Consider the following 22,547-nt stretch of genomic DNA (forward strand, 5'->3'; position numbering starts at 1 on the left):
GGCGTGAACAGAATGAGCAAGGAAGATCGCACGCCTTCAACCTTCCCGCCGTGAGCAATCCCTAAAATTAAGGATCACTATCAAAACAAGAAATTATTGTTGGCCTTGAATTCGATATTTTTGTAATTTTGGTCAGCCGAATTCTAGTTTCGTGATTTTAAGTTGTCCAAACTTTGTACGTAGGTGTTTTCGATTAATTTTATGATTATTAAATCAACCACCAAGAAACACCTTGATAATGCCAACATGAACGACGCACACGCCGTTACAGCCCGCCATTTTCAATACACCGCCCGAATCGATGCCGGCACGCAGCATCCAGTTGCGGAATCGAAAATACGCGAATGCATTTAAAACATCAAAATGCAACGCCGTTCAACATGCGTCCGTTATCCTGGCGATAACAGGCCTGCATGACAGCCAGTCGGCATGTTTGCTCCCTGAGCGAGCGAAATAGGTTTTCCGGATAATCCGGCCGACAGGCGTTCGATCTAGTCCGGCCGGCGCCGGTATTGACCCGGCGCGATCGAAACTGCCTTGCACGGTCGTAGACGAATCGGCGTCAGGCTGTCCGGCACGAACAGTCTGGCCCATGCGGGTGAACTGGATGAGGGCGAGCACCGCTGTCGCCCGGCCATCGCGCGTGGCGACAACCGATCCGGCACGCGGCGGATGCGGAGGCAGGAAACCAGGCAATGGAATACTCGCGAAGCTGGCACTGCGTCGCGAGCAACACCCCGATCTTTCCGACTACCCCACCGGTGCGCAAAATACGCGCGGATCAAACTACTGCTTATGGTCTTCATCGCCGTTTCCCCGACTGCTACTGACGAGTTGGTCGCCCCCACATCTTTGTTGCATCGTGTCGACCGCTCGCCGATGCAGCCATTACCGCAAGCGGCGTGCCACATGTTGTCCCGTCGCGCATTGCGAGCGGCAGATCGCCGCCACGCCGGGTCATTCCGCCGGAAACGTCATTTTTTGTTTCAGGAATGTATCGCGACAACGATTGCGCACGTGCCCCGATCATTGAGCGTCTCGAAGCAATACCGCGATTAGACGGACGAATCCGGCCCGTGGAACCTTGCCGGACGGCAAGATGAACGGGTGTTTCAAACTTGAGAAGCGCGCCGCCGCGCAGGCCGGGCGGAAACCCACTTTCCACTGACGAACCACGCTTCGCGACGTAGGCGACCAGGCTCCCGTGCGAAAACGAACGAGAATCGATTCGTCCTGCGCGCAGCGCCAGGGCCATGCGCAGCGGTCTTCGATGCGCTGCCGGCACGCGCGCCCCCCGATTGTCGAAACGAATTTGATTCATCCGTGAAAATACCGACACGATCACACGACGAAAAATGTTGTCATCCCGACCGTTACCGGCGTAATAATTAAAACAAATGTAAACACGGAATCCCGACAAAATCACCAGCGCCGTTTTTCATTCCGGCTCGCCCCACCTTTCACTTCGGAGACATCCTGAAAAGCGATACATTCGAGAAACGTTTTTAAGCATTTATTCCCCCGATTCTCATCGACGAAACATGCCGATTAAGCACGCGTTTTACGTTAACAATCTCGTAAAAGCCTGATTTATCGAGTGTTTCATCGTATCGAATCGCATTGATCCGGCGCTCGCACGGGTCATTCCCCTGTCCCCACGATTCACGCGTGAAACGCCTGCACGCCTGTCGATCGGTGCTGGCATCGCCGCGCCCGCGCCCGGCGGGACTGCGTCATCCATGGCATGCCGATTGCCTGATGTCCGGCTCTCACCGGGCGGCACGCCACAGCACACGAATCACGGGCAGTGGCCGCTCGCAATCTGCGTGTCGGGGAAAAGGCGATGAAGATCACCACCGATCGATCGGCGCTTGCGCCGTTCAAGCATCAACGGGGTTGTCAGCGAAACCGGAGCGCCTGCCGTGGCGCTTCGTCGACATCGGAACAGGCGGACCGGCGCTGGCCGAAACGGTACCCGTGCAGCGGGATGGAGCGCGTGCGCGACGCCGTCGGGCAAATCGACCTGTGGCTCCTCGAGATGCTCGACGAAGGAGACGGCGATGAATGACCGCGCACCGCTCGAAACGCGCGCCGGTCAGCGCGTGCGGGTGACCGGCGGCGCCGGCTTTCTCCGCAGCTACGTGTGCGAGCGCCTGGTCACGGAAGGCGCAACGGTCACGTGCGTCGACAGCCTGCTGACGGGACGCAAGCTCAACGTTGCCGATCTGAAGGCATCCGGCCGTTTCGAGTTCGTGAAGGGCGACGTGTCGCTCGGCCTGCCGCAGTTGCAGGTCGACGAAATCTGGAATCTCGCGTGCGCGGCTTCGCCGCCCACCTACCAGACCGATCCCGTCCACACGATGATGACGAACGTGCTCGGCATGAACCACTGTCTCGCGCTCGCTCACAAGACCGGGGCGCGGCTACGTGGACGAAGTCGGCCTGTCGGTGTTCGACTGCCCGCGCTGCGCCATCTGGCCGCCCGGCGGCCACTTCTCGGCCGCGAGCATCCTGCGGACCAAATATGAGCGGGTGACCGAATACGGGCTGCCGGTGATGGTCGCGGAGCTCGGCGTCGACGGCTCGAATTCGCGCAAGCGCGAGGAACTCGACGAATTCCAGCGCTCGCTGTGGCGTTATCCGCTGCTGAAGGCCGTGGTCTATTTCAACGCGGTCGATACGCCCGGCGCATGGCCCGCGCACTATGTGCCGGACTGGCGGATCGCGCCGGCCGTCCTGCAAACGACGGTCGTGGCGAAATGACGGGTGAGCGGCGGCCCGTCAGCCGAGCAGTTCCCTCTTGCGCAGGTGCACGACGTCGCGCATCGGCGGCGCGCCGAACAGCCGGCTGTATTCGCGGCTGAACTGCGACGCGCTTTCGTAACCGACGACGGCCGCCACCGATCCGACGTCGCCGCCCTGCCGCAGCAACAGCCGCCGCGCTTCGTGCAGCCGCAACTGCTTCTGGTACTGCAGCGGGCTCAGCGTCGTCACGTGCTTGAAATGATGGTGCAGCGACGACACGCTCATGTTGACCGCCTGCGCGAGCGACTCGACGCGCATCGGCTCCGCGAAGTGATCGCGAATCCATTCGATCGCACGCGCGATCCGGTGTGTCTGGCTACCCGCGATGGCCATGTGGCGCAGCCGTGTGCCCTGCCCGCTCGTCATCAGCCGGTACAGCAGTTCCTTTTCGATCAGCGGCGCAACGACCGGGATGTCGGCTGGCGTATCGAGCAGCCGCAACAAGCGCAGCGCGGCGTCGAGCAGCGGCGGCGTCAGCTCGGCCAGCGCGATCCCCTCGCCTTCGGGGCCCGCGTCGGGTTCGGGCAGGCGCATCTCGGCGGCAAGCTCGACGATCCGCTGCGGATCGAGGGTCAGCGACAGGCACAGGTAAGGCGCGTCGGGCGACGCGCGCGTCACGCGCGACAGGATCGGCAAGTCGATCGAGGTAATCAGGCAATTCTGCGTGTCGTATTCGTAAGCCTGGCCGGCGACGACTACGCGCTTCGCCCCCTGCCCGGCAATCACGAGCGCGGCGCGCGACACGCCGCAGCCGAGATCGACCGGGCGCGTGTGCCGATGCAGCATCAGGCCCGGCACGGCCGTCGAATGCGAGCCGTCGGCCGGCGCGAAACGGCCGATCAGCGACGCCAGCTCGCGTCGCCCGGATTCGCGCGACGCGACGATATCGGTCATGTCCATGACGCATCCTCGAATTGATTTCCTCGTGTCGCGGGAGCATAGCGAAACGGCTCGCCGCGCGCCGGGGATTTGCAGGATTGTTCAACAAATTTGCAGGATTGGGTAGACGCAAATTCAGGCTGCTCGCGCACACTGCCGGCTAACCTGGCGCATGCCGGGTTTTCCCCACGGAGACAACCAAAATGCCTACCTCGTTTGTCCTGAACGGCAAGAACGTCACGCTCGACGCCGATCCGTCGATGCCCGTCCTCTGGGCGATTCGCGAACACGCGGGACTGACCGGCACGAAGTTCGGCTGCGGCATGGCGCAGTGCGGCGCGTGCACGGTGCATCTCGAAGGCCAGGCCGTCCGCTCGTGCGTGCTGCCGCTCGCCGGTATCGCGGGCAAACACATCACGACGATCGAAGGCCTGCAGAGCAAGCCCGCGCACGCCGTGCAGGCCGCCTGGGTCAAGCTGCAGGTGCCGCAATGCGGCTATTGCCAGTCGGGCCAGATCATGTCGGCCACCGCGTTGCTCGAGCAGAACCCGAAGCCGACCGACGCGGACATCGACGCCGCGATGAACGGCAACCTGTGCCGCTGTGCGACCTACGCCCGCATCCGGGCCGCGATCCACGACGCGGCCGCGACGCTGGGAGCCTGACCATGACGATCGAACTCGACAACACCGATTCGGTAAGCCCGTCGCGCCGTACGTTCCTGAAGGCTGCGGGGGCAGCGGCCGCCGTCAGCCTGACCATCGGCTTCGAATGGGCCGGCCTCGGCCGCCGCGCGCTCGCCGCGAACGCGCCGGCGGCCGGTTTCGCACCGAACGCGTTCCTGCGCATCACGCCGGACGGCACCGTCACGGTCATCGCGAAACACGTCGAACTCGGCCAGGGCGCCTATACGGGCATCGCGACGATCGTCGCCGAGGAGCTCGACGCCAACTGGTCGAACGTCCGCGTCGAAAGCGCGCCGGCCGATGCGAAGCGCTACGCGAACCTCGCGTTCGGCACGATGCAGGGCACGGGCGGCAGCTCGGCGATGGCGAACTCGTGGCAGCAGCTGCGCGAAGCGGGCGGCAAGGCGCGCGCGATGCTGGTGTCGGCCGCCGCCGCCCGCTGGAAGGTGCCGGCCGGCGAGCTGACGACCGCCAAGGGCGTCGTCACGCACGCGAAGAGCGGCAAGACGGCTGCGTACGGCACGCTCGTCGCCGATGCGTCGACGCTGCCCGTGCCGGACAAGGTCACGCTGAAACAGCCCGCCGACTTCAAGCTGATCGGGCACCGGATTCCGCGCGTCGACGCATCGGCAAAATCGAACGGCACCGCGCATTTCACGCTCGATACGACCTTCCCCGGCATGCGCGTCGCGCTGCTGCAACGCCCGCCGCGCTTCGGCGCGACGGTGAAATCGTTCGACGCGACGGCCGCCAAGGCCGTGCCCGGTGTCGTGTCGGTCGTGCAGGTGCCCGGTGGCGTCGCGGTCGTCGGAACCGGCTTCTGGGCCGCGAAACAGGGCCGCGACGCGCTGAAGGTCGACTGGGACGAAACGAACGCGGAGAAGCGCGGCTCGGACGAGATCATGCGCGAATACCGGCAGCTCGCCGACAAGCCGGGCACGTCGGCGCGCAAGGACGGCGATGCCGACGCGGCGATCGCGGGCTCGGCGCGCAAGATCAGCGCGACGTACGAATTCCCGTATCTCGCGCACGCGCCGATGGAGCCGCTCGACGCAGTCGTCAAGCTGACGCCGAACGGTTGCGAAATCTGGGCCGGCGACCAGTTCCAGACGGTCGACCAGGCCAATGCGGCCAAGACGGCGGGCCTGAAGCCCGAGCAGGTGCAGATCCACACGCTGTACGCGGGCGGCAGCTTCGGCCGGCGCGCGAACGCGTGGTCGGATTACGTGGTAGAGGCCGTGTCGATCGCGAAGGCGCTGGGCGCGGACGGCAAGCCCGTCAAGCTGCAGTGGACGCGCGAGGACGACATCCAGGGCGGCTTCTACCGGCCGATGTACTTCCACAAGCTCGACGCGGGACTGACCGCGGACGGCAAGCTGGTCGGCTGGCGCCACCGGATCGTCGGCCAGTCGATTCTCGCCGGCACGCCGTTCGAGCCGTTCATGGTCAAGAACGGCGTCGACGCGACGTCGGTCGAGGGCGCGGCGAACCTGCCGTACGCGGTGCCGAACGTGTCGGTCGAGCTCACCACCGCGAAAACGGGCGTGCCCGTGCTGTGGTGGCGCGTGGTCGGCAGCTCGCACACGGCCTACGCGGTCGAGGCGTTCATCGACGAAGCCGCGCACACGGCCGGCAAGGATCCGTACGCGTTCCGCCACGACCTGCTCGAGAAGGAGCCCCGGATGCGCGCGGTGCTGGACCTCGCCGCGCAGAAAGCCGGGTGGGATCCGGCCAAGCCGCTGCCGAAGGGCCGCGGGCGCGGGATCGCGGTCGCCGAGGCGTTCAAGAGCTATGTCGCGCAGGTGGCCGAGGTGTCGGTCGACGCGGACGGCAAGGTGAAGGTCGAGCGCGTGGTGTGCGCGGTCGACTGCGGGATCGCGATCAATCCCGACATCGTCGCCGCGCAGATGGAAGGCGGCATCGGCTTCGGGCTCGGCGCGGTGATGCACAGCGCGATCACGCTGAAGGACGGCCAGGTCGAGCAGCGCAACTTCGACGGCTACCACGTGCTGCGGATGGCCGAGATGCCGAAGGTCGAGGTGCATATCGTGCCGTCGGCCGAGGCGCCGACCGGGGTCGGCGAGCCGGGCGTCGCGCCGGTCGGGCCGGCTGTGGCGAACGCGATCTTCGCGGCGACGGGCAAGCGGCATTACGTGCTGCCGTTCGATTCGGCGGACAGCGCGAAGGCCTGATGTAACGGCATGCCGGCCGCGGGGCGCGCGATGCCCCGTGGCCGGCGTTTTTTCACCGGCTCGCGCGACATTGCGCTCGCCGGAGTCGAAGCCGCATGTCACCTGGCCCGTCAGCCTCGTTCGCTTCTGCCCGACTTCAGGCCAGCGCCGCGGCCTCCGGTTCGACGACGAATTTTTCCGGGCGAATCGTTCACGGGTTGGCCTCCAGGAATCCCGGCAAATCCAGCCTCCGTCCCGCCACCTCGCCGAATTGCGTCATATGCGCCATAAAACCGACCTGGTCCTGACAGCAGACGGAAAAAAATGCGCAAACTTGACCAACCCTTCCTGGGACACGTTACCGCGGCCGTCCAGATCGCTGCGAAGAATCGACGAGTTCCGCGGCCTGCTCGAGCAACGGATCGCGTACGCGATCCTCGGGAAACAACGATTCGAAGGCGGCGACGGTCGTCATGCTTCCCTGCCGGGTTCCAGGTAGCGTTTCTCTCGCCCCACCGTTGACCCGGACCGAGCACGCGTGACCCGTCTCCCCCACACGTTACGTCAGACGTAACGCCCGTAACGTCGGCACTCCGATGCTACGTAACAATCCTTCAATATTGCTCCGACCCCCTCTCTGTCCATCCGACGCTCGCCGTTAAAAATTCTTTTAAATTCAAGGCCGCCACGCCCTCCGCGCCGCACCCGCCAGCCATCGCCGCCCGACAACTCTCTTCCTGGCCCGGAAGTTGCAGCACAGGACCCGCAAACACTCCTTTATGGACATGCGAGGGCCACCATGGATTGCAAATACCTGTACATCGACAACATAAAAATCAACTTCGTGCGCCGCACGATCGAAATCGACAACAAGGTCGTTGACGTTACGCCGCGCGAATTCGACGTCGTCGAATTCCTGCTCGACAACATGAACAAGATCGTGCCGCGGCAGGCAATCCAGGAAGCCGTATGGGGCCGCGAGCTCGGCGTGTCGTCGCGCACGCTCGACACCCATATCTCGCGGATCCGTTCGAAGCTGCAGCTCGAACACGACAAGAACCTGCGCATCATCCCGATCTACGCGGTCGGCTATCGCCTGGTGCTGTTCGGTGCGGCGATGACGCACGTCGAGCGCCACGACGCGGCGCCGATCCTGCGCGCGACGCCGCAACCCGCGATGGCCGCCGACTACGCGTAACGCTTCACCGCGCGCCGCCCGTTCGCGGCACGCCGGCAACGCTCCCCCCACCGCGCTGCGCGGATTCGCAGCGCCTCGCGGCCTGCCGACCGGACACGGCCTGCATGCCGCCCGGCCCGCCAGCCAGTCGCGACCCGACCGCCGCCTCCGGGCGGCGGTTGCTTTGGCGCGACCGTCGCCGTTTCCCTGCGTCGTCCCCCTTCGTCGCGCTTCGTAGCACCCCGCTCGCGCCACCGCCGCGCGATGCATGCGACTACGGATTCCGGCGCGGCACGCGGCCATTGCCGTCCCTACAATCGACGCAGCAGCCGCGCGCCCCTCCGCGCCACCGGCCCCAGAACAACCCGCCGAACCAACGCCGAATCCGCCCCGATCCCGCCGTGCCTGCGCTGTTCCTGACGAATGCCGACGCCGGCGACCCCGCGAGCCGGGCCATGCCCGCCGCTTCTGCGCCGCCCGCCGCGCCGCCGGCCGCGGTCGCGCTCGACGCGTCGCCCTACCTGCCGCGCCTGTCCGCCGCTGCCGCGCGCGGGCTGTCGCACGCGTACGGCGCGACCGGCGCCGTCCCGGTCACGCTCGGCGAGCATGCGTACGAGGTGCGCTGGCGCATCGCCGCCGAGCCGGCCGCCGATGCGCACGCGTACCGCTTCGTCGTCGGCCCGGCCGCCGGCACGCTGTGGATCGACCCGCTCGCGGAAACGGAATGGCTCGGCGACGCAGCCGACCCGGCCGTGCCGGCCGTGATCCGCGCGGCACTGCTCGCCGACCTGTGCGCGCCGCTCGCAGCCGTATTGCAGGCCGCGACGCGGCAGCGCGTGGAACTGCTGCCGCCGCCCGACAACCTGCCCGCGTGGCACGCGTCGCCGGCCGCGCTGCGTTTCGAGCTGCGGCGCGCCGACGCCGCGTGGCGCTGTCATGGCGCGCTGCTGTTCGACGCGCCGGATGCGCTGTCCGTGTTCTTCGCGGCCGCACCGGCCGCGCTGGCCGACGCGCGCGCGGCCTACGCGACCCTGCCCGTGCCGCTGGTGTTCGAGATCGGCCGCACCGAGCTGACGACGGCCGAACTGGCCGACGTCGTCGGCGGCGACATCATCGCGATCGAGCGCTGGCAAGCGCACGAGCAGAACCTGCTGTGCGTCGCGCGGCTGCCGGCCGCGCCGGCGTGGGAGATCACCGGACGGCCGTCGGGCAACCGGCTGACCGTCGAACGAATCAGGGAGATGCCTTTGGAACCGACCCGCACCGACTCCGCGCCCGCGACGGCGCACGACGCGCCGTCCGCCGATGCGCCGCGCACGCTCGACGGCCTCGCGGTCGACCTGCGCTTCGAATTGCCGCCCACGTCGATGCCGCTCGGCGAACTGGGCGCACTGCAGCCGGGCGCCGTGATCGAGTTGCAGCAAGGGATCAACCAGAGCGTGATCCACCTCGTTGCCAACGGGATGCTGATCGGCACCGGCCACCTGATCGCGGTCGGCCAGAAGCTCGGCGTGCGGGTCGTCACGCTGACGCAGCCCGCGCCGCGCGAGCGCTGAACGATGGGTAACCTGCCGAATCCGGTCGCGCTGATCGCGGTGATTGCCGCGCTCGGCATCGCGCCGTTCGCGGCGCTGATGGTGACGAGCTACACGAAGCTCGTGGTCGTGCTCGGCCTGCTGCGCTCCGCGCTCGGGATCCAGCAGGTGCCGCCGAACCTCGTGCTGAACGGCATCGCGCTGATCCTGTCGCTGTTCATCATGGCGCCGGTCGGAATGTCGATCCGCGACGCGCTGCAGGCGCGCCACTTCGATGCGTCCGGGCAATTGTCGACTGCGGATGTCGGCGCACTCGCCGATGCCGCGCTGCCGCCGATCAAGGATTTCCTCGTGTCGCACACGCGGCAGCGCGACCGCGAATTCTTCGTGCGCACCGCGACGTCGGTATGGCCGAAGAACCGCGCGGACGGCATCAAGGACGACGATCTGCTCGTGCTGGTGCCGAGCTTCACGCTTGCCGAGCTGACGAAGGCGTTCCAGATCGGCTTCGTGATCTACATCGTGTTCATCGTCGTCGACCTGCTGGTCGCCAACATCCTGCTCGCGCTCGGGATGCAGATGATCTCGCCGACGACGATCTCGGTGCCGTTCAAGCTGCTGCTGTTCGTCGCGCTCGACGGCTGGTCGCTGCTCGTGCACGGGCTCGTGATGTCGTACCGCGTGGCGGGCGCGGGATGAACGCGCACGGCCTGCGAACCGTGGCCGCGTGCCTGTGCGCCGCGGCCCTGCTCATGCTTGCGTGCATGCAGCCGCGCAGCGCGCACGCGGCCGGCAGCAGTGCCGGTTTCGCGCAACTCGCGCGCGCGTGTGCGCCGAACGTCGATCCCGCCACGCTCGGCGCGCTCGTCCGCACCGAATCGGGCTTCAACCCGTATGCGATCGGCGTGGTCGGCGGACACCTGACGCGCCAGCCCGCATCGCTCGACGAGGCGCGCGCAACCGCGCGCGCACTCTCGTCGCGCGGCTTCAGCTACAGCGTCGGCCTCGCCCAGGTGAACGAACGCAATTTCGCGAAATACGGACTCGACGAAGCGACGATGTTCGAGCCGTGCCGCAACCTGCAGGCCGGCGGCGCGATCCTGACCGAATGCTTCGCACGCTCGTCGGGCACCGGCCGCGCCACCCAGGCCGCGTTGCGCGCGGCGCTGTCGTGCTATTACAGCGGCAACTTCACGACCGGCTTCTCGAGCGGCTACGTGAGCCGCGTCGTCGCGAGCGCGCAGCGCAACGCGCGCGAAGGCGGCATCGAACCGATTCCCGTCGTGAGCGACACGCCGCCGCCCGAGCGCCAGCGGCGCATGGCCGCGGCCGCCACGACACCGCCCGAACGTGCGCGCCGCTTGCCGTCTCCGGCCGCGTCCGCCGATGCGCCGTCGTGCCATGCGCGCCCGGTGGTGATGATGTGCCGCGGGCTGCCGGCGGGCCAGGCGAAGCGGCTGTGCGTGAAGTGTCTCGATCAGTGACGGCGCGCGGGGCGGGCCGCCGTGTGCGGATCGAACGCCCCGCCGCAACCGCTCACACCTCGTAGCAGGCGCCGCGCGCGCATCGCGGCCGCGCCGGCCCGCTACGAAACAGCGGCATTTCAGCCGCGACGTGTCTCCTTACACTTGAAAGCTGGCGGCGCGACGAACCGTGCGCCGGATGTCCCGCGCATCGCGCGGCTCAACGGAGACAAGGCATGCTGTCGATCGACGGATTGGGACTGGGCGTCAACTGGCAGCGCTTCCTGTCGGAAACGCTGAATCCCGTCGTCGCACCCCCGCCCCCGCCGCCACCGCCGCCGAAGCAGGACGATCCGGCGGCCGGCCCGGCCAAGCCCGTCACCGCCCCGCCGATTCCCGTCAACGCATCGCTGTCCACCGATCCGTCGAAGCCGACCAACGCGGAGATCGCCGCCGCTACGTCGCTGATGCAACGCATGGCCGCGCAATACACGGCGCCGCCGCCCGACATCACCGTCGAGAACGAGACGACGCAAGCAGTGCAGCAGGCAATCCAGGACGCGCAGACGAAATACGACGACGCATCGACAGCGCTGCAGGGCGCGCAGAACGTGCTGCACGTGGTCAACCGCGATCCCGAATCGACGCCCGATGCCCGCAAGGCCGCGCAGGCCGACTATGCGAAAGCGCGTACGGCGGCCGACACCGCGCAGCGCGACCTGAACGTGACGACCGACGCCGGCTACACGATCCTGTACCGCGAACAGGCCGACGCGGACAAGCCGTCAGGCATCCAGATCGACGACGACGGCAACGTGACGAACCCGGGCGACGCGCAGAACGCGGCCAACGACAAGCTCAAGGCGCTGCAGGCCACGTTTCCCGACCACGCGAACGACCCGAAGTGGGTGCCGAAACCGGGTGACTGCAAGACCCCGGAGCAATCGAAGCGCTACGACGAATGGAGAAGCGCCGACGCGCACGCGGCCGCCGGTACCGCGAAATACTTTTCGGATCTGTCGAACGCGTACCTCGCCCGTACGCAGCTCCAGTCCTACCTCGTCAATCCCGACTACAAGGCGGCATTCGACGCAGGCATTAGCCGGCTGAACACCGCGCTGGCGGGGCAGCTACTCCAGGTGAACCTGCCGGAAGCCCCCGAATCGCCGGACGCCGCGCAAAAGGCCGTCACGGCCGCGGCGAAATCGGCGAACACCACCAACGCGGCGCTCGCCGCGGCCAACGATGCCATCGCGCTCGCGCAAGCGCAGCAGAAATTCGACGTGGTCGCCGGCAGGCAGGGGACGGTGATCGTCGCGCCGAATTCGGTGCCGGACGCCAGCGCTGCGCTCAAGCGCGCGCAGACGGCGGCAAGCACGAGCGGCGGCTATCTGCAGATGCTGGCCGCGCAGCAGCAGGTCGACACCGCGCAGGACAACTGCACGGCCGCTCAGCAGGCGGCCGACACGTGGCACAAGGACAACCCGCGGCCGCCGCACTCACCGCCCTTCGACGCGAAGGTCGATCTCGATCTCGGCGATGCGTACGCGAAGCTCTACCAGGCGAAGCAGCAGGCAAGCATCGCGCACGACGGCTTCGTCGCCGCGTACGGTGCGACGCTCGCGCAACAGTACGACGATCAGGCGTCGAAGATCAGCGCGCAGGTGAAGGCGCAGCAGCCGTTGCTGAAGCCGTTTTTCCAGCAACCGCCGCAGTTGACGCCGGCCGCCGCACAGCCGGCCCCCTCATCGTCGCTGCCGACGGCCGCCGGCGCCGCGCCGCGCACGAGCCCGTTGCTGCCCACGGCCTTCCCCGCCCCTGCGCCGACCGGCACGAATGCCACGCCGGCGCCGACGATCCTGCCGCTGACCGACCCGTCGCGGTCGCCGATGCCGCTGCCGGCTGCGCCGAGCGGCCCCACGCAGTTCGACGCCACGCGCCTGCAGGTGGTCGCCGGTGCGCTGCGGACGGCCGGCAACCGGCTGGCGGACGACGTCAATTCGCGTGCGGCCGACGTCGCACTGAAGAACGCGCAGGATGGCGTCGATCAGGCAAAGAGCGCGCTCGGCGCCAAACAGAAGCAGTACGACGAATGGGCCGCCGCCAACCCGGCGCCGGTGCGGCTGCGCACGTTGCCGGACGGCGACGTGATGCCGGCGCCCTCGTATCGCCCGAACCTGTACCAATCCGATCTGAACGACGCGCAGGCCGCCGTCACGAAGGCGGAGAACGCCGTTCCGCAACTGAAGCTGCTGCGCGACACGTCGCGCCAGCAGGTGCTGCTCGATCAGTTCGACGCGGGCCTCGACGAGCGGCTGCGCTATGTCGACGAAAAGTCCGGCGCGGCGGACGACTACAAGAAGGCGATGCACGACTTCTACGAAGCGCACCGCACCGAGATGTCGAACTCGATGCTCGACGCGGCAAGCCTGAGCACGCGGAACGGCGCCACGATCGCGTTCGGCTCGCTCAGCGACAACCAGCAGCGCAACCTGATCGGCATCGCGCTCGGGCAGCAGCCGGACGTGCCGGCCGATGAATCGTCGCAATCCGTATCGGCCGCCGACGATTCGACTGCGCGCTTCGTCGACAAGGACAAGCTGTCCGCGATCAACACCGTGCGCGACAAGCTGCTGTCGGTCGGCGGCGGCAAGGACACGCAGGTCAGCGTGCTGCCGATGGTGTATGCCGCAAAGGAAACCGGGACGACGACGAGCGCGCTGTTCAAGGTAACGGACAAGGACGGCAAAACGCACTACATCGACGAATCGGCCGGCAACTACGACAGCATCAACGACTATCTCGACAGCAACCAGCTGTCGGCGGACGGCACCGTCGACATCCTGACCGGCCACAACGAAGACGGTTCGCAGCAGGTCGTGTCGAAAGCCGCGCACAACAACAGCGACTTCGACAACGTCCTGAATTTTCTCACGGGCACGGACGTCAACATCGGGATGCTGCTCGGCGGGATGGCGCTCGAGGTGATCGGCACGGCGCTCGACAGCACGGTGATCGGCGCGACGATCGGCGTGCCGCTGAACCTCATCGGCGCAGGGATGACCTACACGGCGATCGGTTCCGCGATGACGAAGGCGGGCCTCGATCTCGCGAACCGCATCGACCACGACCAGAGCATCAGTCCGCTCGACGCCGGCGCCCGCGCCGACTACATCAACCTCGTGCCGATGGCTGCCGGCGGCGCCGCGAAACTCGCCGGCACGAAGCTGTTCGAGCGCGCGGTCACGACGAAGGTCGCGTCAGTCATCGCCAAGGGTGCGGAACGTACGGCGTTCGTGACCGGTGTCGCCGGCGCCGGCGAGGCGTTCGTCGAATCCGGGGTCGACCTGTTGCAAGGCAATACGAAGGCGGCCGGCGAAGCGTTCGAGTCCGGCGTCATCAATACCGCGCTGATGGGCGCGGGCGTCGCGAAGCAACGCGCGGTCACCGGCATCCGGACCCGCACCGGACGGCCGATTGCCGCGCACACGACGGATGGCAAAGTCGTCAAGGTCGATGACCAGACGATCGGGCAAATCCTGAACAAGGACGGCGCGGCATCGCTGTCGGCCGGGCGCACGCGTGCGACGCTCGACGGCGAGGCCGTGAAGGTCGCGCCCAACGGCGTACTGATGGTCGGCGACAAGGTGCTGACCTACGAAGACCAGCCGATCCGCGTGCTCGACAAGACGTCGGCCAGGCAGATGCCGCCCGGCAAATCGGTGGTACTCGGCCAGGACGGCACGCTGTCCGTCGTGTCGGCTTCACCGAAGGCCTGGACCCACGGCACGCGGGTCGACAGCGTGACGGACACCGGCGAGCGCATGACGTTCGGCCCGGACGGCGCCATCGGCACGACGTCGAACATCGTCGCGAAGTCGCGGCTCGACAGGCTGGACGAGGTCATCGACCAGGGCAAGGACCTGCACCACCAGTTGCGTGACGCCGCAGCGAGGGAGGCGCGCCGTGTCCAGCAGGCCGCCGCCGAAGGCGAAAGCGCGAATGCGGCACGCGATGCCCGCGGTACGCAGCGCACGAGCGAGGCGCGCGCGCAGGCCGGCCGGCAGCACGACGACCTCGACGCGGACCGCACGACGGCCGCCCGCAGCGCCGCTGCGCGCGCCGCCGATAGCGACGAACCAGCCGGCGCCGGCACGCGCGCGAAGCCGGACGGCACGCCGCCGCGCGTCAATGTGCGGGTGGTCGACCTGACGGACGAGGCGCCCGCCACGCGGCCGGCGACGTCCGACCCGGCCGGCATCTCGGTGCCGCGCGGGCCGAGCGTCGAGCCGATGCAGGTCGGCGAGCGCACGGTCTATCTCGTGCGTAACGGTGCGCCACACGATCCGGGCGCGCGTGCGCCGCGTCCGCAGAATCTCGACGAGCCCGTGATCGTCGTCGCCGGAGAGCACGACGCGGCACTCGCGCCCGAGCTGGCGAACCGCTGGCAGAAACCCGTCTATGCGGCAGCGCCCGACGCATTCGGCGCCGATGGGCAGTTGCGCGCCGGCGCGCGGGTGCTGCGCTTCGATCCGGAGCCGGAAACGGCGGCGATGGCAGGCCGCCCTTCCGCAACCGCCGTGGCCGACGCAGCATCGCCGGCATCGACGCACCCCGCTGCACCCGACGAAACGGTGATCGTGCTCGCCGGCAAGCGCGGCCCGAACGAGCCGGCGATGCCGCGCGCGGTCGCGACGCCCGAACCCGTCACCGCGCACGACGGCCTCTTCAGCGCGCCGAGCCGCGTGCTCGTGGTGGTCAAACCGGACCACCCCGCCATTGCCGAAGCAGCGGCCGAACCCGCAGCGGCGCGCGCTACGGCCGCCACCTCTCCGGGCGACAAGACACCCGCCGAAGCCGCCGGCGGCAAGACCTCCCGCACGCATGCCGATGACGAACGCCCGCCCGTGCCGACCGACGATCCGGAGCGCGCGGCGCCCGCGGAAACGCCCGGCACCGCGACGCCCGATTACGCCACCCCGCATCCCGGCTGGATCACGCGGATGCAGATGCGTCTGGGCGGCGCACCGCTGCCGGAAGCCGTACAAGCGCTCGCCATGCAGTCGGGCACGCTCGCGACGCAGTTGCGCATGCTTCAGGACGCCGGCTGGCGCGTGACGATCGGCAAACGCGGCCGCGGCAGCCACGTCGATACGCGCAAGCGCCGCGTGACGATCGACGGCGGCCTCCGCGATGCCGGCAGCATCACGTACGTGCTCGCGCGCGAATCGCGCAAGGCCGTCGAAGCGCTGGCCGGCGTGCTGGACCACGACTACGGGCCGCGCGGCGGCTTCACGCGCAAGGCGCTCGAGGCCGAGGCGCGCGCGCAGATCAGCGCGTTCGAGGCCCGCTACGAAATCAAGCTGACAAGCGGTACCGACATTGCCGCGCACCTCGTTCACCCGGACGCAATCGCGCGCGAAGGCGCGAACTGGCGTGGACGGTCGCACGACTACGCCGGCACGGTCGACCGGCTGGCGAGCACGCTGGGCGGCGTGCATACGTCGGGCGCGGACGGCCCGACCTATCGCGCGTTCTACAACGACGCCTGGTCGCGCCAGAAGGGGCGCGGCGGCATACCGCGCCGGATGCCCGCGCCGCGGATGGACGAAACCGGTGCCGCGCCGCGCGGCGTCGCCCGCTTCGATGCGCGCATCGCCTGGAGTCGCGCACATGCCGAGATCGCTTCGCCGTACCGCGCGGGCGAGCGCCCCGATGCCGCCGAGCTTGCCGCCGCGCGCACACGTCATTTCACGATCGACCCCGGGCGCCGCGTGGTCGTGCTGCACGCCGACACGCGCGCGGACGGCACCTTGCTCGTCGACGGCAAGCCGGTGAGCGCGCACGAATACCTGCTCGAGATGGCACCGCCGTTCGTGGTGCAGGAAGGCTATGCGATCGTGCTCGCCGCGCAGCACGACGGCGCCGCGCATGCGGCGCGGCTCGCGAACCTGTGGCAGCGGCCCGTGTATGCCGCGCCCGCGGAAGCGGTCGGCGCGCACGGCGCGCTTCTCGATACCGGCACATTTCACCGTCTCGATCCCGCGCCCGTCGCGCCGCACGATCTCGGCCCGCTGAACGCCGACCCGCTGGGCGTCTATGCGCACGGCGACCGCAACGCGCGTGTCGACGTCGCACACGAAGCCGGCGAACTGCTCGGCGCCGGCGGCGAAAAGACCGTATTCGCGCTCGGCGACGACGCCGCGCTCGGCATCTACGATCGCCACGTCAACCCGGAATCCGGTCACGTGCGCGCGGCTGTCGACGAACGGCTCGCGCTCGACGATCTGCGTTCGTACGGATTGCAGACGGTCACGATGAGCGGCCCGTTCTCGGTGCTCGGCCGTGTCGGCGTGCTCTACCGCCCGCTCGGCGTCCTGCATACGCACACGATGGTCGCGACCGGCACGCTGCCGCGCGTCGTCACGCGGGCCGCACTGGAACACATCCGGAAGATTCGCGCGGTCGTCGAACGCGAAGGCCTGGCGTTCGATCTGCAGGGCATCTTCACGCGCACGGGCGACTTCCTGCTGAGCGATCCCGGCCCGGTCACGCGCGACCCGATCGACTACCTCCGCACGCTCGAGAAGCTCACCGAACTCGAACAGCTGCTCACGCACGGCCTCGAACAGGGCGACATCGCCATCGCGCGCCCGGTCATCGCCGACACGCTGCCGCCCGACGCGTTCGTTCAGAAGCCGTCCGTCATCACGCAGATCCGGATGCGGTTCGGCGGCGCGCCGCTGTCGAAGGAAGCGCTCGCGCTGGTCGATCGCTCGACGCTGCTGAGCGGGCAGCTGGCACAGGCGCAGGCCGCCGGCTGGAAAGTCGTGGTCGGCCGGCCCGGGCGCGGCAGCCGGATCGACACGGACAAACAGCGCATCGTGCTCGACGGCCGGATGCGTCACACCGGTACGCTCGTGTACGCGCTCGCGCACGAAGCGCAGCATGCGGTCGACGCGATCGCCGGACGCCTGCTGCTCGACGGCGCGCCCGTCGACACGCTGGTCGACCGCGCGCTGATGGCCGAAGCGCGTGCGCAGGCGAACGCGTTCGCGGTGCGCCGCGAGCTCATCGACGACCTGGGCATCGACATCTCGAAAGATGTCCGCCTGCCCGACGGGATCGCGCGCGAAGCAGAACGCGTGATGCCCGGCGACGAAGCCGGCCTGCGCCGGCTCGCGGATGCGTTCGGCGACGCCGAACCGTCGGTGCCCGGCTACGCGACCTATCGCGACTACTACGCGAGCCAGATCGCGCGCATGCAGGCCGGCGGCGTACCGCGCGAAATGGCCGCGCCGGCCTCCCCGGCGCATCGGCCGGCGCGCGGGCTCGCCGCCCGCAAGGCCGCCAGGCTCGAACAGCGCGCGCTCGATCTGCTCGCATCGCACGGCAAGCGCGACCTGCTGCGCGTCGACGGCGACCAGCTCGACAGCATCGACGCGATGAAGGCAGCGTTCGGCACCGACGCGCATGTGCTGATCGCGCTGCGCACCGACCGCCCCGCCGACCGGCGCGACGCGATCCACCCGCAGCCCGAATTCATCGCAAGCTTCCGGACCAACGCACAGGGCAAGTTCGTCGACAAGAAAGAGGTATCCGACGATATCGATCAGAACCTGTTGCAGGACGCATATCTTGCATTGAAGGACAAAGGCGCCGCGAACCGCGGGGATTACGACTACTATGTGTCGCCCGTCGCGCTCGCCGAGTTGCGCAAGTTCGGCGGCGCCGCGCGCATCGACGCGTACTTCGGCGAACCCCGCGCGTGGGATGTCGAGCCGTCGGACACGGGCGTCGACGCGGAGGTCGTCGCAAACGTGAACGCGCTCGACAGCGCGCCGCGCTTCCTGCGGCCGAAACCGGCGGCGCGACACGATCCCGGCGCGGGGACGACGGTCTATGCGGTCGAACGCAAGACCGGCACGGTCCTCGGCTACGCGACGCGCGATGGCGCCGGGAAATGGACCTACGTCGAAAAGACGTCGCTCGGCGATGCCACGATCGAATCGCGCGACCTCGCGGTTGCGTTCCGGCGTCGCTTCCGCCCGTTGCCCGGCGGGCGCCGCGGCGTGCGGTTCGTCGTCGCGAAGGTCCCGCACGACGTCGTCGAAAGCTACGGCGGCTTCGCGCCGGCCAAGATGCGTCGCCCGATCAGCAAGCCGAAGACGCCGCTGTCGAAGCCGGACACGTACGTGCAGCGCGTGCTCGGGAACACGCATCCGTCGCTGCGGCGCCAGAACCGCGCGGCGGCCGGCGCGGGCGTGCCCGACATCCTCCCGACGACGGCGGACGGCGCGCTCGACTTCAACGCGCACCACGCGGACGAGCTGAAACGCGCGCTCGAGATGGGCAAGATTCCCGACGGGCACTACGTGTACGTGTACGACCACGAAGGCACCGTCACCGACGTGCTGACCGGGTCGCTGACCGGCCTCATCGCGGTGGAGAACGGCACGGTGCGCTGGTACGACGACGTCGGCCAGTTCCGCGATCCGGACAACCCCGGCCTGCCGCTGGAGCGGTCGACGATCGGCCGCGGGCCGTATGGCGGCAATCAGCATTTCCTGCTTTCCCGGCTCGCCCCCGACGTGTTCGAGCCGCGCGCCGCCGCGATCAAGGCGGCCGCTCTGCACGCCGCGCAGCCGGCAGCGGTGACGGCGCCGCCGCCACCCGCTGCGCGCCAAAGCGGCAACGGCACGCAAGCGGGCAAAGGCGGCAAGGCCGGCCGAAAAGGTCGCAAAGGCAAGCACGCCGCGCGCGGCGGCCAGCGAACGCAGCCGGCCGCGGCAGCAGCGGCCAAGCCACCCGCCGCGCCTGCCGCGCCGCCCCCGAAACCGATCACGCTCAAGCCGTTCCAGCCCGCGTACGTATCGGGCTCGATCGTCGAATCGGTCACGCGCTACGGCAACGCGAAGATCGCCGATTTCGCGTCGACACTCGAGCGCCTCACCGAATGGGGCAAGCGCGACGTCGGGCGTAAAGAAGGCAACGGCCTCACGTTCACCGACCCGCCGAAGGCCATCCTCGCCGATGCCGTGCTGGCGAAGAAGATCTTCGGGACGCTGCACATGTGGCGTGAAGCATCGAGCCTGCACCCGCACGGCGCGTTTACCCGGGCCCCCGCCCAGCGCAATCTGGTCATGCGGGGCGCGCAGTGGATCGGCGCGGCGCGCAGCGCGGACAGAAAGCTGATCAGGCGATACGTGAAGCTGGCCAGTCTGACCGATCTCGCCGACCGCTTTGTCCCGATGTCGCGCTCGTTCTCGCTGCGCGACGATCCCGACCAGATGAAGCGCTACGTCAAGCGGTATGGCGGCGCGCTGCCGGCCGTCGCGCTGCAGGTCGATCCGTATTCGCTCGCCGCCGCGATGGGCGCCCTGCAGGATCCCGGGTTCATCCAGCGCGCCAAACGCTTCGGCGATCCGTCCGGCGCCCGCTACGACGACGATACGGCGACGCTCACGCGCACGGACGCCGACGGCACGCGGCACACGCTCGAACTCGACGATCTCGCCCACTTGCACAAGTGGCTCACGGCGGCCTCCGAATACGGCTTCCTGCTGCGCATCGAAGCTGCACCGTCCCGGCCCCGCGTGTCCCTGGAAGACGGCCATGCGATGGCCGGCACGAACAACGGCTACGCGGAAATCCGGCGCATCGGCGAGGCGCTCGAAGTATGGGCGGCGCAGAACGGCGGCAAACCCGCGCCGCTCGTGCTGCTGACTTTCCACGGTTCGGACGCCGTGCTCGAGCCGGTGCCGGGCGAAGGCCACGTCGCGTTGCTCGACGCGATCCTGAGCCGCAAGCAGCTCGACTGGGTGCATGTCGGCCTGTCGTGGGGCACGCACGGCGACGACTTCATCGCGAATGCCGATCTGACGCGCGCCCTGGCGGCGAAGATCGCCGACTACGGGAAAAACGCGCCTGAAAAATTCGCGAGACTGCACGGCGGCGATGCGCTGACGCGCGTGTTCGAACCGGTCGGCGCGCAGGATTTCGCGAACCAGCAGCGATTCCTGTTCTCGGAAATCGAGCGCATCGCGAAAAAGGCGCATCAGATGTCCGACGCCGAGATCGCGGAATTGCGCGACGCGCTGTACGAAGGCAACACGTCGACGCTGCTGAATCTGGCACGCCGGGCGACGAACGAGACGTCGCAGACGCGATGGAACGACAACGCGCCCCACAACCGGCTCGCCAAGCGGGCCCACGCGGCCGGCAAAGACTGGCTCGACAGCCATCGCGACAGCGTTCCCGAGCGACCGTCGCTTGCATCGGTATCGGCGGCCGACAGCCGCGAGTACTGGAAGAACGTCACCGGCCAGAAAGCGCTGCAGTATGACGCGACCCTGCCGATCGGCGCCGCACGCAAGGCCATCGCGCAGCCCGATATGCCGAGCGCCACGATGGACGAGGCCAGCGCACGGCTCAACGCGCTGCGCGTGCACCGACTGTCGAAAACCCGATCGGACATCCGGAATGCATGGATTGCGAGCGGAGCCGTCCTCGGCCTCTCGACCGGGATCGGCTTTGGGTTCCATCAGCTCGACACGACCGGGCTGGGCAATGCGTCGTCGACGCTTCTGCTGGCGTCGCGCCTCGGACGCGTGTTCCAGGTCATGCACCAGGGCGCCATCCGCAGCCTGCAGTCGGGCGACCCGAGGGCCGCGGTGGCAGCCATCACGAGCCTCGGCGCAACGCTGGCGCGCCAATTCAACTCCACGACGCATGACTACGGCGCGCATCGGCTCGCTCAGCTGGACTCCGCGGTACGCCATGCGCAGGCAAAGGCGGCGCAATACGTCGAGCAATACCAGCAGGGGACGATGAGCTTCGACGACGCGAAGACGAACATCACCGCGCTCGCCGAGGACGTGCTCACGCAAATGCAGGGGTTCGTCGGCGGCACGTCGCTGCAGCAACTTCATGCGGGCAATCCGCGCAGCGGGCTGGGCGTCACGGCGCGCGCGGGCATGGCCGTCGCGTCGGTTGCGTCGGTCGCGACCGGGATCCTCAAGAACTTCTATCCGACGCACCCGCTCACGGGCTTCGACGTCACGCTGGGCTGGACGGCCATCGCGAGCGGCGTGATCGGCACCGCCTACGCCGGTACGTCGCTCCTGATGGTGTCGCGACGCGTGAACGCTGACAAACGCAGTCGCGTCGTGCGCCTGCTCGATTCGACGGGCGACTTCACGTCGGTCGCGCTCGGCGGACTCTCCGCCGTGTCCCAATGGCGGCAGGGCAACTACGATCTCGCAATCGCGACCGGCACCATGACCTCGCTGCTGCTCGCCGGCCGGCTCAATACGCACTTCCCGAACGCGACGCCTTTCGTCAAGAAGATCCCGACCGCGGTGGTCATGATTCCGGTCGCCGCATTCGGCTACAAGTTCGTCGTCGGCATCGCGCCCGTGATCGGGGGCGTTTTCAACTGGATGTTCGGCGGCGGATCGTCGCAGTCGAACGTCGCGCCGGGCGCATCGTCGAGTGCATCACCGAGTGCGTCGCCAAGCACCCCGCCGTCGCCGTCGGCGAGCGCCACGCCGTCGCAACCGTCGCCAGGCACGCCGTCGAGCCCGCCGTCACCGTCGAACACCCCGCAGCCCTACATCGTCGTCGACGGCGATTCGCTGTGGGTGATCGCGGACCAGCATCGCCAGTCGCTGCTCGACGCCGCGAACGTGTCGCGTGCCGATCAGCAGGCGATGACGCGCAACGAGCAAGACAAGCTCGCACTGAACGAGATCCTGCAGCTCAATCCGTCCGCCGCGCGCGATCCCGGCAATCTGAAGATCGGCACGCCGCTGGTCGTCGGATGACGACCG

General features: G+C 68.2%; 11 protein-coding genes and 1 pseudogene. 10 read left to right on the forward strand and 2 right to left on the reverse strand.

Annotation, left to right across the window (positions count from 1 at the left end; genetic code table 11):
* Positions 1–823: 823 nt before the first annotated feature.
* The gene (locus OHZ10_RS30140) at positions 824–1,426 is read right to left on the reverse strand and encodes a hypothetical protein (RefSeq protein WP_196486619.1); all 603 of its coding nucleotides are present in this window, start codon (positions 1,424–1,426) and stop codon (positions 824–826) included.
* Between the two features lie 417 nt (positions 1,427–1,843).
* Here OHZ10_RS30140 and OHZ10_RS30145 point away from each other — a divergent pair, with 417 nt between their 5' ends.
* The 3 genes and pseudogenes from OHZ10_RS30145 (at position 1,844) to OHZ10_RS30155 (ending at position 2,763) form a co-directional block, all read left to right on the forward strand.
* Complete coding sequence (locus tag OHZ10_RS30145; protein WP_226196252.1) at positions 1,844–2,068, forward strand: hypothetical protein; 225 nt, start codon at positions 1,844–1,846, stop codon at positions 2,066–2,068.
* Positions 2,061–2,426, forward strand: a pseudogene (locus OHZ10_RS30150) (NAD-dependent epimerase/dehydratase family protein); the annotation flags it as partial. The gene OHZ10_RS30145 and the pseudogene OHZ10_RS30150, both read left to right, overlap by 8 nt.
* Positions 2,427–2,532: 106 nt before the next feature.
* Positions 2,533–2,763 (forward strand): hypothetical protein, encoded by a 231-nt coding sequence (locus OHZ10_RS30155; protein ID WP_059239769.1) that lies wholly within the window; start codon positions 2,533–2,535, stop codon positions 2,761–2,763.
* An 18-nt stretch (positions 2,764–2,781) separates the two neighbouring features.
* On the opposite strand, the gene OHZ10_RS30160 is transcribed toward OHZ10_RS30155, so the two are convergent.
* The gene (locus tag OHZ10_RS30160; RefSeq protein ID WP_059239768.1) at positions 2,782–3,705 is read right to left on the reverse strand and encodes an AraC family transcriptional regulator; all 924 of its coding nucleotides are present in this window, start codon (positions 3,703–3,705) and stop codon (positions 2,782–2,784) included.
* Positions 3,706–3,887: 182 nt separating this feature from the next.
* On the opposite strand from OHZ10_RS30160, the gene OHZ10_RS30165 reads away from it, so the two are divergent.
* The 7 genes from OHZ10_RS30165 to OHZ10_RS30195 all read left to right on the forward strand — a co-directional run bounded on the left by OHZ10_RS30165 (position 3,888) and on the right by OHZ10_RS30195 (position 22,541).
* On the forward strand, positions 3,888–4,349 hold the full coding sequence (locus OHZ10_RS30165) for a (2Fe-2S)-binding protein (RefSeq protein WP_011354470.1): 462 nt from the start codon (positions 3,888–3,890) through the stop codon (positions 4,347–4,349).
* Between the two features lie 2 nt (positions 4,350–4,351).
* Positions 4,352–6,562, forward strand: coding sequence for a xanthine dehydrogenase family protein molybdopterin-binding subunit (locus tag OHZ10_RS30170; protein WP_174991379.1), 2,211 nt, complete (start codon positions 4,352–4,354; stop codon positions 6,560–6,562).
* A 778-nt stretch (positions 6,563–7,340) separates the two neighbouring features.
* A complete protein-coding gene (locus tag OHZ10_RS30175; RefSeq protein WP_059239764.1) occupies positions 7,341–7,739 on the forward strand; it encodes a winged helix-turn-helix domain-containing protein in 399 nt (132 codons plus the stop codon).
* Positions 7,740–8,119: 380 nt separating this feature from the next.
* On the forward strand, positions 8,120–9,274 hold the full coding sequence (sctQ, locus tag OHZ10_RS30180) for a type III secretion system cytoplasmic ring protein SctQ (RefSeq protein WP_256086117.1): 1,155 nt from the start codon (positions 8,120–8,122) through the stop codon (positions 9,272–9,274).
* A 3-nt stretch (positions 9,275–9,277) separates the two neighbouring features.
* The gene (gene sctR / locus OHZ10_RS30185; protein ID WP_039360892.1) at positions 9,278–9,952 is read left to right on the forward strand and encodes a type III secretion system export apparatus subunit SctR; all 675 of its coding nucleotides are present in this window, start codon (positions 9,278–9,280) and stop codon (positions 9,950–9,952) included.
* Positions 9,949–10,737 (forward strand): lytic transglycosylase domain-containing protein, encoded by a 789-nt coding sequence (locus OHZ10_RS30190; RefSeq protein ID WP_059239759.1) that lies wholly within the window; start codon positions 9,949–9,951, stop codon positions 10,735–10,737. The genes sctR and OHZ10_RS30190 overlap by 4 nt, the downstream gene beginning before the upstream one ends.
* A 215-nt stretch (positions 10,738–10,952) precedes the next feature.
* Positions 10,953–22,541: an LWXIA domain-containing protein gene (locus OHZ10_RS30195; protein WP_342705242.1), complete on the forward strand. Its 11,589-nt coding sequence runs from the start codon at positions 10,953–10,955 to the stop codon at positions 22,539–22,541.
* Positions 22,542–22,547: the final 6 nt, after the last annotated feature.

This window comes from Burkholderia arboris, assembly GCF_038723655.1.
Taxonomy (GTDB): domain Bacteria; phylum Pseudomonadota; class Gammaproteobacteria; order Burkholderiales; family Burkholderiaceae; genus Burkholderia; species Burkholderia arboris.

Bases quoted from the DNA above. Each gene is read 5' to 3' on its own strand.
- OHZ10_RS30145 (WP_226196252.1), top strand. From the start codon at position 1,844: ATGAAGATCACCACCGATCGATCGGCGCTTGCGCCGTTCAAGCATCAA.
- OHZ10_RS30160 (WP_059239768.1), bottom strand. From the start codon at position 3,705: ATGGACATGACCGATATCGTCGCGTCGCGCGAATCCGGGCGACGCGAG.
- OHZ10_RS30165 (WP_011354470.1), top strand. From the start codon at position 3,888: ATGCCTACCTCGTTTGTCCTGAACGGCAAGAACGTCACGCTCGACGCC.
- OHZ10_RS30170 (WP_174991379.1), top strand. From the start codon at position 4,352: ATGACGATCGAACTCGACAACACCGATTCGGTAAGCCCGTCGCGCCGT.
- OHZ10_RS30175 (WP_059239764.1), top strand. From the start codon at position 7,341: ATGGATTGCAAATACCTGTACATCGACAACATAAAAATCAACTTCGTG.
- sctR (WP_039360892.1), top strand. From the start codon at position 9,278: ATGGGTAACCTGCCGAATCCGGTCGCGCTGATCGCGGTGATTGCCGCG.
- OHZ10_RS30190 (WP_059239759.1), top strand. From the start codon at position 9,949: ATGAACGCGCACGGCCTGCGAACCGTGGCCGCGTGCCTGTGCGCCGCG.
- OHZ10_RS30195 (WP_342705242.1), top strand. From the start codon at position 10,953: ATGCTGTCGATCGACGGATTGGGACTGGGCGTCAACTGGCAGCGCTTC.